This window comes from Mucilaginibacter sp. P25, assembly GCF_050859465.1.
Classification (GTDB): Bacteria; Bacteroidota; Bacteroidia; order Sphingobacteriales; family Sphingobacteriaceae; genus Mucilaginibacter; species Mucilaginibacter gossypii.
Genome location: NZ_CP193937.1, coordinates 355,538 through 370,580 on the forward strand (window position 1 = coordinate 355,538; position 15,043 = coordinate 370,580).

At 38.8% G+C, this 15,043-nt stretch carries 15 protein-coding genes and 2 pseudogenes; 3 read left to right on the forward strand and 14 right to left on the reverse strand.

What is annotated here, in order from left to right; genetic code table 11:
* Window positions 1–167 precede the first annotated feature (167 nt).
* The gene (gene cysD / locus ACRQ5D_RS01830; RefSeq protein ID WP_090528572.1) at window positions 168–1,073 is read left to right on the forward strand and encodes a sulfate adenylyltransferase subunit CysD; all 906 of its coding nucleotides are present in this window, start codon (window positions 168–170) and stop codon (window positions 1,071–1,073) included.
* 51 nt (window positions 1,074–1,124) lie between these two features.
* Window positions 1,125–2,372 (forward strand): annotated as a pseudogene (gene cysN / locus ACRQ5D_RS01835) (sulfate adenylyltransferase subunit CysN); the annotation flags it as partial.
* Between the two features lie 73 nt (window positions 2,373–2,445).
* Here the strand turns inward: cysN and rfbD are convergent.
* The 4 genes from rfbD to gmd form a co-directional block, all read right to left on the reverse strand.
* On the reverse strand, window positions 2,446–3,309 hold the full coding sequence (gene rfbD / locus ACRQ5D_RS01840; RefSeq protein ID WP_091166661.1) for a dTDP-4-dehydrorhamnose reductase: 864 nt from the start codon (window positions 3,307–3,309) through the stop codon (window positions 2,446–2,448).
* Between the two features lie 40 nt (window positions 3,310–3,349).
* Window positions 3,350–3,904, reverse strand: coding sequence for a dTDP-4-dehydrorhamnose 3,5-epimerase (gene rfbC, locus ACRQ5D_RS01845; RefSeq protein ID WP_091166659.1), 555 nt, complete (start codon window positions 3,902–3,904; stop codon window positions 3,350–3,352).
* 279 nt (window positions 3,905–4,183) lie between these two features.
* Window positions 4,184–5,128: a GDP-L-fucose synthase gene (gene fcl / locus ACRQ5D_RS01850; protein ID WP_091166653.1), complete on the reverse strand. Its 945-nt coding sequence runs from the start codon at window positions 5,126–5,128 to the stop codon at window positions 4,184–4,186.
* 6 nt (window positions 5,129–5,134) lie between these two features.
* On the reverse strand, window positions 5,135–6,253 hold the full coding sequence (gmd, locus tag ACRQ5D_RS01855) for a GDP-mannose 4,6-dehydratase (RefSeq protein WP_091166650.1): 1,119 nt from the start codon (window positions 6,251–6,253) through the stop codon (window positions 5,135–5,137).
* Between the two features lie 334 nt (window positions 6,254–6,587).
* Here gmd and ACRQ5D_RS01860 point away from each other — a divergent pair, with 334 nt between their 5' ends.
* Complete coding sequence (locus tag ACRQ5D_RS01860) at window positions 6,588–7,691, forward strand: endo-1,4-beta-xylanase (RefSeq protein WP_091166648.1); 1,104 nt, start codon at window positions 6,588–6,590, stop codon at window positions 7,689–7,691.
* Window positions 7,692–8,051: 360 nt separating this feature from the next.
* Here ACRQ5D_RS01860 and ACRQ5D_RS01865 read toward each other — a convergent pair whose 3' ends face one another.
* The 10 genes and pseudogenes from ACRQ5D_RS01865 to ACRQ5D_RS01910 form a co-directional block, all read right to left on the reverse strand.
* A complete protein-coding gene (locus tag ACRQ5D_RS01865) occupies window positions 8,052–9,002 on the reverse strand; it encodes a hypothetical protein (RefSeq protein WP_091166646.1) in 951 nt (316 codons plus the stop codon).
* 29 nt (window positions 9,003–9,031) lie between these two features.
* On the reverse strand, window positions 9,032–9,733 hold the full coding sequence (locus tag ACRQ5D_RS01870) for an MBOAT family O-acyltransferase (protein WP_431199009.1): 702 nt from the start codon (window positions 9,731–9,733) through the stop codon (window positions 9,032–9,034).
* On the reverse strand, window positions 9,673–10,323 hold the full coding sequence (locus ACRQ5D_RS01875; RefSeq protein ID WP_431199010.1) for a hypothetical protein: 651 nt from the start codon (window positions 10,321–10,323) through the stop codon (window positions 9,673–9,675). Before ACRQ5D_RS01875 ends, ACRQ5D_RS01870 begins: the two co-directional genes overlap by 61 nt.
* Window positions 10,324–10,441: 118 nt before the next feature.
* Window positions 10,442–10,900, reverse strand: a complete 459-nt coding sequence (locus ACRQ5D_RS01880) for a glycosyltransferase (RefSeq protein WP_432329687.1) — start codon at window positions 10,898–10,900, stop codon at window positions 10,442–10,444.
* Window positions 10,900–11,529 (reverse strand): glycosyltransferase family 4 protein, encoded by a 630-nt coding sequence (locus ACRQ5D_RS01885; protein WP_432328395.1) that lies wholly within the window; start codon window positions 11,527–11,529, stop codon window positions 10,900–10,902. Before ACRQ5D_RS01885 ends, ACRQ5D_RS01880 begins: the two co-directional genes overlap by 1 nt.
* A 25-nt stretch (window positions 11,530–11,554) precedes the next feature.
* On the reverse strand, window positions 11,555–12,394 hold the full coding sequence (locus ACRQ5D_RS01890) for a 6-hydroxymethylpterin diphosphokinase MptE-like protein (RefSeq protein WP_091166640.1): 840 nt from the start codon (window positions 12,392–12,394) through the stop codon (window positions 11,555–11,557).
* Between the two features lie 77 nt (window positions 12,395–12,471).
* A pseudogene (locus ACRQ5D_RS01895) lies at window positions 12,472–13,136 on the reverse strand (cyclase family protein).
* A 26-nt stretch (window positions 13,137–13,162) separates the two neighbouring features.
* On the reverse strand, window positions 13,163–13,612 hold the full coding sequence (locus tag ACRQ5D_RS01900; RefSeq protein ID WP_091166636.1) for a YhcH/YjgK/YiaL family protein: 450 nt from the start codon (window positions 13,610–13,612) through the stop codon (window positions 13,163–13,165).
* A gap of 28 nt (window positions 13,613–13,640) precedes the next feature.
* Window positions 13,641–14,393 carry an inositol monophosphatase family protein gene (locus tag ACRQ5D_RS01905; protein ID WP_091166634.1) on the reverse strand — a complete coding sequence of 251 codons (753 nt, stop codon included), beginning with the start codon at window positions 14,391–14,393 and terminating at the stop codon, window positions 13,641–13,643.
* Between the two features lie 31 nt (window positions 14,394–14,424).
* A complete protein-coding gene (locus tag ACRQ5D_RS01910; protein ID WP_091166633.1) occupies window positions 14,425–15,027 on the reverse strand; it encodes a D-sedoheptulose-7-phosphate isomerase in 603 nt (200 codons plus the stop codon).
* Window positions 15,028–15,043 lie beyond the last annotated feature (16 nt).

Consider the following 15,043-nt stretch of genomic DNA (forward strand, 5'->3'; position numbering starts at 1 on the left):
TATATTTTATCTGATTATTTTGAACATAAACCATGTATCAGGCAACAAGCCTTTTTCAAAAGCAAAATCCATTTAATCCCCTCAACATTAGCATAAAATTGTTATTATTGCAGTTTGAACGTTAAAAACTACTATTTAGGTGGATTTAGCGGATTTTCATTGTTAACATGCATAAATATTATCTTACTCATCTGCAGGAATTAGAATCAGAGGCCATTTACGTTATCAGGGAAGTGGTTGCACAATTTGATCGTCCTGCCATCCTGTTTTCGGGCGGGAAAGACTCTATTGTTGTAACACACCTGGCAAAAAAGGCATTCTGGCCCGCTAAAATCCCAATGCCCCTAATCCATATTGATACCGGTCATAACTTTCCTGAAACTATGGAGTTTAGGGATAAGCTGGTTGAAAACCTTGGCGTGCAACTTATTGTAGGCTCGGTTCAGGAATCAATTAACAAAGGTCGTGCGGTTGAGGAAAGCGGTATTAACGCCAGCCGAAACGAGTTGCAGATAGTAACCCTGCTTGATACCATCGAAAGCAATAAGATTGATGCTGCTATCGGCGGTGCGCGCCGTGATGAAGAAAAGGCCCGTGCTAAAGAACGTTTCTTCAGTCACCGCGATGAGTTTGGCCAGTGGGATCCTAAAAACCAACGCCCCGAGCTCTGGAATATCTTTAACGGCCGCAAGCGCATGGGCGAACACTTCCGTGTGTTCCCGATCAGTAACTGGACCGAAATGGATATCTGGAACTACATTCTGCAGGAAAACATAGCTATACCTTCATTATACTTTGCACACCAACGTAATGCAGTTTACCGCGATAATACCTGGCTGCCTGCTTCGGAGTTCTTACAGCTTAGGGAGGGTGAAACTATCGAAAATAAGCTCATGCGTTTCCGTACCCTGGGCGATATCACCATCACCGGCGGTATCGAATCAGACGCTGATACCCTGGAGAAGATAGTTGCTGAAGTATCAGCAACCCGCAGCACCGAACGGGGCAACCGAAGCGACGATAAACGCTCGGATACTTCAATGGAAGACAGGAAAAAGCAAGGTTATTTTTAAATTTGATTCAATGAGCCTTCAGGCAGCCAAGCCCGGAGCAAAAAACATACCACCACAATGGAATTATTACGTTTTACTACAGCAGGTAGTGTTGACGATGGTAAAAGTACCCTTATAGGACGCTTACTATACGATTCGAAATCCATCTTTGAAGACCAGATGGAGGCTGTAAAACAATCGAGCGAACGAAAAGGGCTTCAGCATGTTGATCTTTCATTATTAACTGATGGTTTACGTTCGGAGCGCGAGCAGGGCATTACCATTGACGTGGCCTACCGCTATTTTGCCACACCCAAACGTAAATTTATTATTGCCGATACCCCTGGCCATATCCAGTATACCCGCAACATGGTTACCGGCGCTTCAACAGCAAACCTTGCCCTGGTACTTATTGATGCCCGCAAAGGTGTGGTTGAGCAAACCTGCCGCCACTCATTTATTGCATCACTATTAAAAATACCACATATTATTGTTTGTGTGAACAAAATGGATTTGGTTGATTATAGCGAAGAGGCTTTTAACAAAGTAGTTGAACAATATGAAGCTTTTGCAGCAAAAATTGATGTCACTGATATCCGTTTTGTGCCTATCAGCGCTTTAGCCGGTGACAATGTGGTTAACGATTCGGAAAACATGCCGTGGTACAAAGGCGAAAGCCTGTTACATACACTGGAGACTATCCATATTGCCAGTGATGAAAACCACTCTGATGCCCGCTTCCCGGTGCAAACAGTGATCCGTCCTCATGCGGATGAATATCATGATTACCGCGGTTATGCCGGCCGGATAGCAGGCGGCATTTTCAGGCCTGGCGATAAGATCACCGTATTGCCATCAGGATTAACATCAGCCATAAAATCTATCGATACTTATTCGGGTCCGGTTGAGGAAGCTTTTGCACCAATGTCGGTGTCCATTACTTTGGAGGATGATATTGATGTAAGCCGCGGCGATATGATTGTTAAAGACGACAGCGAACCGCAGGTGAGCCAGGACCTTGACGCGATGATTTGCTGGATGGCAACCCGCAGCCCGCGCCCAGGTGCTAAATATCATCTCAAAACCACCACCCGCGAGGTAATGTCGATCATTAAGGAAGTTTATTATAAACTTGATATCAATACACTTGAAAAGCAGGAAGAAAATACCGATATTAAGATGAACGAAATGGTGAAGATCCGTTTACGCACTACTCAACCCGTAGTGTTTGACGAGTATCGCAAAAACCGTATTACCGGCTCATTGATCCTGGTTGATGAATCAACTAATGAAACGGTAGCAGCAGGGACATTCCTATAAGCTATTTGGGGAAAAACTAAAAATGCCAGGTTTGTAAGAAAAGCCTGGCATTTTATTTTTTAAAACTCATTGTTTATTGTGCGGCAGCCAATTTTTTAATACAAGCTTTTAGGCTGTCGCGCCAGTAAGGGATCTTTATATTAAACGTAGCTTTGATCTTAGCCTTATCCAGTACCGAATATGCCGGTCGTTGCGCATTCGTTGGATATTCTGATGTGCGTATTGGGAGTACTTTAACATCAGTACCTGAAATATCAAAGATACCTTTGGCAAAGTCATACCATGAGGTTACCCCTTCATTGCTGTAATGATAAATACCATATGCTTTTTTACCAGCTGTTATGATAGTTAAAATTGCTTCTGCCAGGTCAATAGCATATGTGGGTGTGCCCACCTGGTCTGCAATCACCTTAAGCTCATCACGGTCGGCCCCAAGCCTTAGCATGGTTTTTACAAAATTGTTGCCATACTCGGAGTATAGCCAGCTTGTACGAATTGTATAGTGTTCATCAAGAATTTCCGCAATTGCCTGTTCTCCCTCCAGTTTGGTAAGGCCATATACACTGATAGGCTCAGCAATGGCCTCCTCTGTGAGTGGCAATGCCACATCGCCCTTAAAAATGAAATCAGTTGAGATCTGAACAAGGGTAGCACCATATGCTTTACAATGCCTGGCAAGATTTGCGGCCCCTGTTTTATTGATCGCCCGGGCCAGGTCAACTTCGTCTTCCGCTTTATCAACAGCGGTATAAGCAGCGCAATTGATAGCAAACGCCGGTCTATATTTTTCAAAAACAATATCCAGCAAATCTTCCCGCAGAATGTCCGCCTCTTCTTCAGGCAGGAAATGGATATAATCTATTTTCCTGTCGCCTGCTACTTTCTTTAAGCAGTTACCCAATTGTCCTGATGCTCCAAATACGATGATATTTTGCATTTTTTAGAAGTGTTATTTTTTGATTAAACCAGGATAAAAATTAGAACCCAAAATCAGGAGCATCCTTTAAAAAGGGCAGTTCAAGGTCTTTATCCGATACCAGCACATTGCTCCCGCTGAGCTGCCAATCAATATTTAAATCAGGATCGGCATAATGTAGACCACTTTCTGACTCTTTGTTATAGTAGTTATCACATTTATACTGGAATACGGCTTCATCGCTCAATACAATAAAGCCATGGGCAAATCCACGGGGAATAAAAAATTGCTCGTTATTCTGTTCGGTTAAATGCACTCCATAATATTGCCCATAAGTTGCCGACCCTTTGCGCAGGTCGACAGCTACGTCCAATACTTCGCCTTTGGTTACCCTAACCAACTTAGCTTGCGAAAACCGACCTTTTTGTAAATGCAGGCCACGTAATACACCTTTAGTTGAATAAGATTGATTATCCTGTACAAAGTTGACATTGAAGCCTGTAGCATCAGCAAACCGTTGTTGATTAAACGATTCAAAAAAATAACCGCGGTCATCACTAAAAATACGTGGTTTTATTAATAAACATCCCTTAAGCGGGGTTGGTATTATAGTCATATAATATATTAAGATAACTAAAACCGGATTGCGTACCGTTTTCTATTAACGAAGATAATGCAAAATACGTTACAGAACCCAACGGCATATTTAAAAATGAGTAATACACCTTATTAACGGACGGACCGTAATTCAAACAGTTGGCTGCTATATTATTAATGCATTGAACACCTAAGGAAGAGCTGCCAACAGCGAGCCTAATAAATGATTTATTAGGGGTTTTAAACATCAGAAGCCGGTTTTCGCCGGCTTCTGATGTTTAAGTATGACATGAATTACTTATCGTTGAACAATCAATTCACCCTTGCTTAAAAAGTCGGCGTATGCTAATGCAATACCATCTTCAAGCTTGGTGTGATATTTCCATCCTGCATTTGCCAGTTTAGTAACATCCATTAGCTTTCTGGGTGTACCATCTGGTTTAGAAGTATCAAAATTAATTTCGCCCTTATAACCAGTTACTTTTTTTACAAGCTCTGCAAGCTCTTTTATAGTTACATCGTCGCCAGTTCCTATATTAACCAGCCCCGGCTCATTATAGTTCTGCATCAAATAATAGCATGCTTCGGCAAGATCATCAGCAAATAAAAATTCACGCTTTGGTGTGCCGGTACCCCATATAGTTACCGCCGGCGCCTGCTGCTCCTTAGCTTCGTGAAAACGACGGATCAAAGCAGGCAAAACATGAGAGTTTTGAGGATGATAATTATCATTATAACCGTACAAGTTAGTAGGCATAGCTGATATATAGTTACAACCATATTGAGCACGATAAGCATCGCACATTTTTATGCCTGCAATTTTGGCTATCGCGTATGGTTCATTGGTTTCCTCAAGCGGACCAGTCAACAAGTAATACTCTTTTAAAGGCTGAGGCGCTAATTTTGGATAAATACAGCTTGAACCCAAAAACATCAGCTTCTTTACCCCATTTAAATATGAGTTATGAATGATATTATTCTGAATTTGCAGATTATCATATAAAAATTCAGCTCTGTAAGTATTATTGGCAACAATACCACCAACTTTTGCAGCTGCAAGAAAAACATAATCGGGCTTTTCCTGCCTAAAGAATTCGGATACAGCAACCTGATCACGAAGGTCGAGTTCTGACGATGAACGCGTTGCAAAATTCGTAAAACCTTCACGTTGTAGTTTACGGAAAATTGCGGAACCAACCATGCCACGATGACCAGCTATATATATCTTTGCGTCCTTTTCCATCATAGTTTATTCAAATTGGTTTTTGATGGCATAGCCAGAATCCTTCAATAACCTTTCCCTTCTGAACAGGTCAACGTCGGCTGCAACCATTTCGCTAACAAGCTCTTTCAAGTCGTATTTAGGTTGCCAGCCCAACAATTTCTTTGATTTTGCAGGGTCACCAATCAGTAGATCTACTTCGGTTGGACGGAAATACTTAGCATCAACAGCAACTACTTCCTTACCTATTTCAACGTGAAAATCAGGATTGTTACAGCTAACAACATATCCAACTTCATTAATGCCCTCGCCTTTAAATTCAACTGTGATGCCAACTTCGGCAAAAGCAAGTCTTACAAACTCGCGAACACGGGTAGTTACACCGGTAGCAATCACATAATCAGTAGGTTTATCCTGTTGTAATATCAGGTACATAGCCTCCACATAATCCTTAGCATGTCCCCAGTCCCTTTGAGCATCCAGATTGCCCAGAAATAATTTATCCTGTAACCCCATAGCAATTTTTGCAGTTGCGCGGGTAATTTTACGAGTTACAAAGGTTTCGCCACGCAAGGGACTTTCGTGGTTAAACAATATACCGTTACAAGCGTAAATGCCATAAGCCTCACGATAATTTACTGTTATCCAATAAGCATACATTTTTGCCACTGCGTATGGTGAACGCGGATAAAATGGTGTGGTTTCAGATTGAGGAACAGCCTGCACTAAACCATACAGTTCAGAAGTAGATGCTTGATATATTTTTGTCTTTTTTTCAAGGCCTAAGATACGAATAGCTTCAAGTAACCTTAAAGTTCCAATGCCATCGGCATTAGCTGTATACTCAGGAGTATCAAAACTAACTTTCACGTGCGACATAGCACCTAAGTTGTATATCTCATCTGGCTGAACTTGCTGGATTATACGAATAAGATTAGTGCTATCACTCAAATCACCGTAATGAAGTGTTAACCTTATTTCGCTATCGTGCGGATCTTGATAAAGATGGTCAATCCTATCTGTATTAAACAATGAACTACGGCGTTTTATACCATGGACATCATATCCTTTTGAAATTAACAACTCGGTAAGATATGCACCATCCTGGCCGGTGATACCCGTAATTAATGCCTTTCTTTTTTCCATAGAATAGAGCGATAGTTATCTTTCAATATTTGTCTTTAAAAATACAAACATTGGTTCATATAATATTGTAATGTGGGCGAATATAAAGGTATCCAGAACTGAACTGTCAAGATTCGATAATTTTTTTCATTAAAAACTCATACTTATTATCTACTTTAAAAACATTAAATAGCGTTAACGTTAAAAACACATTGTAATAAAACACTCGTTTATATGAGCTTTTAAAATAAAAAATAAAAAAAACTGTTACTACCCTTATAAATAAAAGGAGCGGTATTTTTGCAGGTATTGCAATGACCGCTTTAATTAAATAAAATTTAATACATTTAAAATTATGAAATATATTGCCCTTGTTTGCACTGCGTTTTGCTTTGTATCCTTCCCTTCTTCCGTTACCAATCACAAACAGTTTAAATATACTTTGAACACGAAAACTCAAAACGATACTTTAAAAAAAGCCACGAGTTTCCCCATTGGAGTTGGAATAGGCACCCGCCAGTTAAATGACCCTAAAATAAGGGAAATAGTAGTGCGTGAATTTAATAGTATGAGTACTGCCAGTTCATTATTCTGGAACCAACTCAGGCCAACACCCAATACTTTTTTATTTTCGCCGGCAGATGACCTTGTAAATTTTGGAGTGAAAAATAACCTGGATGTACATGGCCATTGCCTCATTTACTTTCAGGGGCTTCCTGATTGGGTACAAAATTTCCAGGGCGATTCTGTAGCGTGGGAAAATTTATTTAAAACACATATTCAAACCATAGTAAGGCATTTCAAAGGTAGGGTTAAATCATGGGATGTTGTGAATGAAGCTTTTGATAATGATGGTACACCAAGGATGGCTACCTACGATAAAAAGTATGTAAACGTTTGGGCGCTGCATTTAGGTAAAGACTATATAGCCAGGGCATTTATATACGCCCACGAAGCCGATCCTCAAGCCGTTCTGTTTTACAACGATAACAGCCAAGAGAAATCACCCAGGCGATTACAAGCGATGTTAAACATGGTACGTGATTTTAAAGCACGTAATATTCCTATTGGCGGACTGGGATTACAATTGCACGTTGATATAGGCACCTCACAAGAAGGTATAAAAAACGCACTCGTCCAATCTGCCAAAACCGGCTTGCAAATTCATATTTCTGAATTAGATATCCGCCTTAACCCCGGAGGCAATTTATTTGACACCGCCGATTCCTCACAAAATGCAAACAAACAAGCTAACCTATACTATTACATAGCTCATCAATATAAAACCCTTGTACCTAAACGTCAGCAGTTTGGAATTACATTCTGGTGTGTGACCGACAAAGATACTTACATCAATGCAGGTGGGGGCCCTAAAAAGAAAGATAATCCATTGTTATTTGATGAGCAGTATCGTAAAAAGCCAAGTTATAAAGCGTTTATCTCTGGCTTAGAGCAATAAAACACGATAAAATAGATAACAAGTGTTTTTATACAAACGGGAACACTTGTTATTTATTTATATAATAGGTCAATCTGTGTGTTCTCGTCGCTTTTAATAATCGTCCGCTTCGCCTAACCTACCTGCCTACCTTGTTTTTAAGGGCATCCATTATTATTACCTCCCCTTCGCATTTAATTTTACGGCTAGCATTCATCGATTGAAAGAAAATAATTGACTAAAAGACAGACAAGACTGATATATTCAGACTACTATTTGGAAAAGGGAGGCAGCATAGCATGGTGCGTGCACGTATAAATAATTAGTCCCTATTACTAGGTCAGCAATAAGGACTAAACTGTTATTATATTCGCCTTTTAATCAATTCTGTGCTGTGTCCTTACTCGTTAAAAGATTGCTGTCACTTATCCTTTTAATGATCATCGTTGTAAAAAGATCTGCTCCGCCTTTATTTAAATGGGTTTGATCTAGAAACAGGTCGCATTTAGTTTTAAAGTTAGTATCATTAGCATAATCCCAATATTCTACACCATTATTTTTTAATAAAACCCTTAGTTTATCCTGATATATGTTATCGCCCATGCCATTGAGGAGAGGCGTAGTTGTTACTACAAGCGGAATGTGAGCTTGCTTAATATCTGCGATTAAAGAACTGAGTAAGTTTATTACCCTGTCATCAAATTTTGTTTTAGGAGGTTTTGTACTCTCATCAGGAGTTTTTTGACAAAAATTCCCGTATTGAGGATCAAAACCCAAGCTTTTGTAACTTTTATTATCCGACTTTCCTGACATGTTAAATAACATGTATCCTAAAGTTGAATTATATCTGTAAAGCGATGACCAGGCTTCATATTTCTCAACTTTACCAATCAAAGCTATACTTGTATCGATATACTTGTTTTTATGGAAATAAGGCAAAAAGATAGAAAGCCTTTGATAATTTGCCGGGTTTTTGCTTAATTCAGAACAATCAAGATTAAGTATAATGAGCTTAGGCGTATGATGACTTAATACTGACTTTATCACCGGGTAATAATATGACATACTTTGCCCTTGCACACCGAAATTAAAAGCCGACACTTTCATTTTTTCAACCATCAAGGGCGTATTAAAATGCTGCGCGGCATGAGAATTCCCAAAAATCAGGATATCCTCATTAGTTTTGTTTAATGCGTATGTAGTAATAAAGTACTTCCCACTCTTTTGTTTATTAAACACATAGTTAATAACAGCACCTATGGCGATATCACTGACTATCACTACTAACAGTAAAATAACCAGGCGTTTTAAAAAAATTATAAATTCCTTCATAAATCAGAATATGCTTGATAAAGTATCAGTTAGAATTGGAAATAAATAAACTGCCCGCCATCGAGCACGCCAAAAAGCAAAATAGCAATTACTGCTGTTGCGTATACAGCATACCGCACCATTACATTTTTATTACCAAATAGCTCAAATCTTTTCGGAAAATATTCCCTGATAAACTCAATAAATAAAAGGAAGAAAATGGCAAATACAGAATAAAGGAAATGATCCTTAGGATTACCAAGATACAGTGGCCCTTTAAATTGAAGTATCTTTCCTACTATTGTGATAGCCTGGTTAGCGGTTGTTGCCCTGAAAAATACCCAGGTTAAACAAATCAAAGAGAACGTAATAATTGTCCTTAAAAGCTTCTTCCACCATATTGTAGTTGTAAAAGGTACTTTTAAAGCCGATTCAATAATAAGCAAACAGCCGTTAAGTGCACCCCAGATCACGAAAGTCCAATTTGCACCATGCCATAATCCGCTTATCAGAAAAACCACCAGCAGATTGAAATATCTTCTGTATACATTTGCTACTCTGCTACCACCTAAGGGGAAATAAAGATAATCTTTAAACCACGTAGATAAGGAAATATGCCATCTGCGCCAAAATTCGCTTATTGACAGCGAAAAATATGGCCGGTTAAAATTCTTCATCAGGTCAAAGCCCATTACTTTTGCAGCTCCAATTGCAATATCCGAATACCCGGAGAAGTCACAATATATTTGCACTGCAAAAAAATGGTTGCCACCAAAAGTGATTTTCCAGATTGCGTGGCCGAACTGCTATAAATAGTATCGACATATATCGAAAGTCGATCTGCGACCACCAGTTTTTTCAGAAAACCAACCATCATTTGTTTTAACCCGGCTGCAACACGTTCGGCATTGAAATCGTGCTTTTCATAAAACTGATGCAGCAAATTTTGAGGCCTCTCAATAGGACCAGCCACCAGCTGGGGATAAAACATTACGTATAACGCGTATATTCCAAAATTACGTTCGGCTGGTTGGTTACCACGATATACTTCAATAGTATAACTCATAGCCTGAAACGTATGAAAAGATAATCCTATCGGTAATAATATCGTTAAAAACGGGATGGGGTTTTTATGCCCGGAATACGCTAAAAGTGCACTTAAGTTTCCGTTCAAAAAATTGTAGTACTTGAACACACAAAGTACGCCAATGTTCGCAATCAAGCTTATTGTAAGGAAAAACTTGCGCCTTACCCCTTTTGCATTTTCGATATAAATTCCGGCAAAATAATCAACTATAATGGTTCCACCCAGTATTATAATATAAATAGGAACAAAAGCCATATAAAAGTAACAGCTTGCTATTAAAAGTAGCAGCCACCTGTATTTTTGACTTAATACGAAATATAACGTTGTAACAACTATAAAAAATACTACAAAAGATATTGAATTAAATAGCATATTATCGACCTATTAATTGTTTATAAACGTCATACGTCTGATTTGAAATTACCTCCCAGTTGTAACTTTGCAAATTATACCTAACCTCATTTACTGGTTGACATAGCTTCTTTTCTAACTGTCCTGACAAACTATTGATATTACCAACCTCAAAATAAAATGAGCCGGTTAAATTGACTTCTTTATTGGCGGGGATATCGCTTGCCAATATGTCAAGGCTGTAACTCATGGCCTCAAGCAATACGATTGGCAATCCTTCATAAAAGGAAGGCAAAACAAACAACCGGGCATTTGTAAACAGTTGATGTAGTTTATCGTTCTTAATAAATCCCGGAAGGATTATTCCCTCTTTTTGTGCCAGCAAACGCAACTCCGTTGAATATTCTGTTTCGTGATCTGCTTCACCGGCAATAACAAGTTTGTACTCATTAGCTATGGGCGATTGCTTATAGGCCCTAATTAAATAATCAAAGCCTTTTTCAGGAACAAACCTGCCAAGGGTAAAAACATATTTATGGGGCTGTACAACAAGCTGGTTAAGATAGTCTGTCTGGTAATTCTTTTTGCAACCGGAACACCGTTATGTATTAAATCGTAATCATGCCTTCCGTATTTATTCTTGATGCTTTCTCCAATTACCTTGGAGATCACTATTACCTTATTAGCAAATTTTACTCCAGCCCATTCGCCTAATTTTAAAAACCTCTTAGCTGCTTTTCCCCATTTTTGTCGCTCATAGTCTGGTCCATGATGGGTTACTACAACCTTTAAACCTAACAACCTGGCAAAGGGGGTAAACAAAGCCGGTCCAATAGCATGAATGTGAAGTATATCCGGACGCTTAACTCCAGCATATATAATTGCTAAAAATGTATGTACAATCGCTTCTAAAAACCTGTTTTTCGGAGAGTAGATAGTTTTTAAATGAACTCCCTTATAATTTTCAAGGCCCTTAGTTTCATTTGCGTAAGCACTTCTTCTTACAACGGTAACATTGACATTATCTTTCTTAACAAGATCTGAATATAACTCCTCGCAATGGGTTTCTACCCCCCTGAATGTTGGGTATTCCCCTTGTACCGATAACAAAAATATTCATTATATAATAATGGAACTAACTATGTATATTCTCTGTGAACAGTTCTTTAAAGTCAACTTTTTCAAAAACATCAAGCTTGCCGTCAACACTTGCATCTTGTATTTTTCTGCCGCTTTGCTCAAACACTTTACGCGCAAGCTTATATGCTAACTCTTCCGAATGGTAATCAGGGGCATCCCATATTTGTCCGGGGCGATAGTATTTTGGCGAAAAGTGATTAAGATCATGCCCATCACTTACAATTGCATTTGTGGGTTTTACAGTGGTATTGTAAGAATGATCTTTCCCTACCAGGTAAACTTCGCTAAAACCCATATAATAAGCCAACTGCATGCATATATATGTTACGGTTTTGCCATTGCCCACCAAATCATCAATCGGATCTATTGAAAAAGAAGGTGAAAATTTTCCTTTTAAAAACACCTGATTATCTTTTCTGCTGAATTTCTTATTCAAATCCCAGTTAAAAAAGCAGGGTAATTTTAAAGCATCAAACTCTTCGGTAAACTGAAGAAGCTGAGTAGCTTTATCATAACAAAATAAATAAGTAGGTGAAAAGCCATTTTGCTCTTCCATCAAATAGATCCTATTCATACCAATAGTGTATTCATTTTTCAGCAGATCGATATTTATTTTATTTAAGCCGGGGCCATTACAAACAATAAAACACCTTTTGCCGGCATGAATATTTTCATATTGTTTAATCTTTTCCTTGTTCCGTTTAGAAAATCCAAATGGGAAATACCACGTAGCCAAATGCCATATATTGCCAACCCTTCTTAACAGCGCCCTTGATACCCTTCCAAAGGTAAGATCACTTAGCTTGAATGATAGTAAACGTTTTATGCCTTCCATAGTCTTGTTTATTTATTAATTATAATTAATCGTTTTGTGTTAACAGCCCTCTGTTATAATGCTGCGTGTATTTATATTCAGGCAAATTCGGCAAATACAGTTACGGCTCCGCCGTTACCGTCTTCAACAAACAAAGGAGCAACTATCACCCAGTTCAACTTACGGTTAACCGCAGCCAAGGCCATATCTTCAATAACCAATATACTTACCTTATCATCACCCGGACATAAAAACTGCTTGTGGCTTTCCCTCCCCTGTGGTCTGAACTGCCATGAGGTAAGTGATATAAAATCAAACCCAACGCATCTTAATTTCGGAAATTTCAGCCTCAGATAATCCGCCAGTTCGGGAGCCAAACCCGGGTTGTCGTTCCAATATTTGTCAGTATCTCTGTATCCTTCAAAACCTGTGCGTATAAGTAGCAATTCTACTTCGGGGTCGATATCACTAGATGTTTCTATATCAGGAATACTGATAAGTTTTGCCTGCCCGCAAGGTATGTCTATCAGGCTTACTTTTTTGTAATAGAAATCTTCTACCGGCAGCTCGTAGGTTTTTTTCCTGTTTGGCAAAAATGAAAAGCGCTATCTATGTGCGTACCGATATGATTATTTGAAAATATCCAGCACGATGTATTTGCCGTTTCGCCTTTTAGGATAGATGAATTATCCCTGATAAATATTTTATCCTTGTTACCGTATGCAGGTGTATTTTGCGAAATTGTATAAGATAAGCGAATCATATTTGCTTTTTGTTGTAAATCAGAACTCAACACTTAATTTTTATAACAATTTTTTTGATGTACTCTGGTACTTTAAAGCAATGCATAGGCGCATGGGCATCTATCGGGAAAAATATACCAAATATACCTTCACCTATTACAACTTCAGACTCTGGAACCGATGCGCGGAAAAAAGTAACATCCTTAGCTTCATCATATTGCGTATAAGCTTCGAGCTTATCTAAAGTAACATACTTCACGAGTTCTTTTCCAATAAAAGGGAACTGGATATCAATTACATGCTGATGAGCTTCATAGCCAAACCCATTGTCAACCTTAGTTTCATATTCCATTACAATGGCCTTTACATTTGCCGATATTGGATATTCTCCTAACGCGATATCGGCAGGAGCCTCTTTTATAAACAAAAGACCATCATAAATATCCTTATTGAAAGATTTATAAAAGTCGATGTTATCAATTGAATCTACTATCATATTTTTTTAAACTCGTTTATTCTGTCCGTTACTTTACCTGTCCGTTTGAGGCAAACACCTTCAAATAATTATCACCTTTGCCTGCACTAAGTTCATAGTAGCCCCCCGCTGCCTCTAATATGGCCAAACCTGCAGCTACGTCCCAAATCGCAATATTATCCTCCATGTATACTTCCATGCTGCCTTTTGCTACCATGATTAATGAAAGTGCGGCTGAGCCTAACAGCCGCACTTTTTTGTATACCTGAATATTGGAAACAAATTTCAATAAACTGTCCTGATCAAAATCCGAATAAACAGGGAAGCCGGTAGCAATGATGCTGTCCTTCCTATCGGCGATATTACTTACCTGGATTTTTTGGTTATTACAATAAGCACCGTCTCCAACTATGCCGGTATACATTTTTCCATGATTAAAATCATATATTACACCCAGCACTGGTTGACCACCATCCCACAAACCAATAGAAACGCCGTACATATCAAAATCCCGCGAAAAATTTAGACTGCCATCTAATGGATCTACTATCCAGCGGAGTGTTTGATCTGCTGATGTTTTTACTGTGCCCGACTCTTCGCTTAATATATCATACGGAGAATTCTCGGCCAGATATTTTACTATAAGGCTCTCCGACTGAACATCGGCGTCAAGTTTAATATCCTTGTTTACGCTGCTGTTTATTTTAACAGGAGCTTGTTTTGCCTGCAAAAGTAACTCGCTGGCCATTTCGGCAGCTTTAACAGCAACATCAAGGTATTTTTTTAATGGTGAAGTATACATATATGATCTTAGATAGCTGTATTAACGTTGCTTATGCGTTTAAAGCAAGAAACTCTTCGTCTACCGAAAGGTAGTTTACAATGATATGGTTAAGTATCATGTGTACATCCTCAATCGGCCCGTAATCACCTTTAGGATTTGGCGTGTACAATGAAATTTTAGAAATTTCGTTCAACTTCCCGCCTAAAAAGCCCACAAACGCAATTGAAGTACCGCCCAACTCATTTGCAAACTCGGCAGCCTTTACAAGGTTTGGTGAGTTTCCGCTTGCAGATATCGCGATCAATAAATCGCCGGAAACAAACTGGCCACGCATTTGTTCAACAAAAACATCATCAAAGTTGTTATCATTGCCAATGGCAGTTATCATTGGCGCGTTGTCTGTTAATGCGAAGATTTTTGGACGGAATTTAGAAAAATAACGTACAAAAAACCTGAAGTCAGCCTGCATGTGAGATGCGGTGGCCGCGCTTCCGCCGTTGCCAACTACATAAATAGTATTTTTGTTTTTAAACGCTTCAATCATGGCAGTAATAACCTGCTCAAGCTTTTCAACCTCTATTTTATTTAAAATATCGGTTAAACGTGACGTATAGTCAGCTAAATAATCTTTAATTTTTCCTTGTCTTTCCATGTTAGTAGGGGTTATC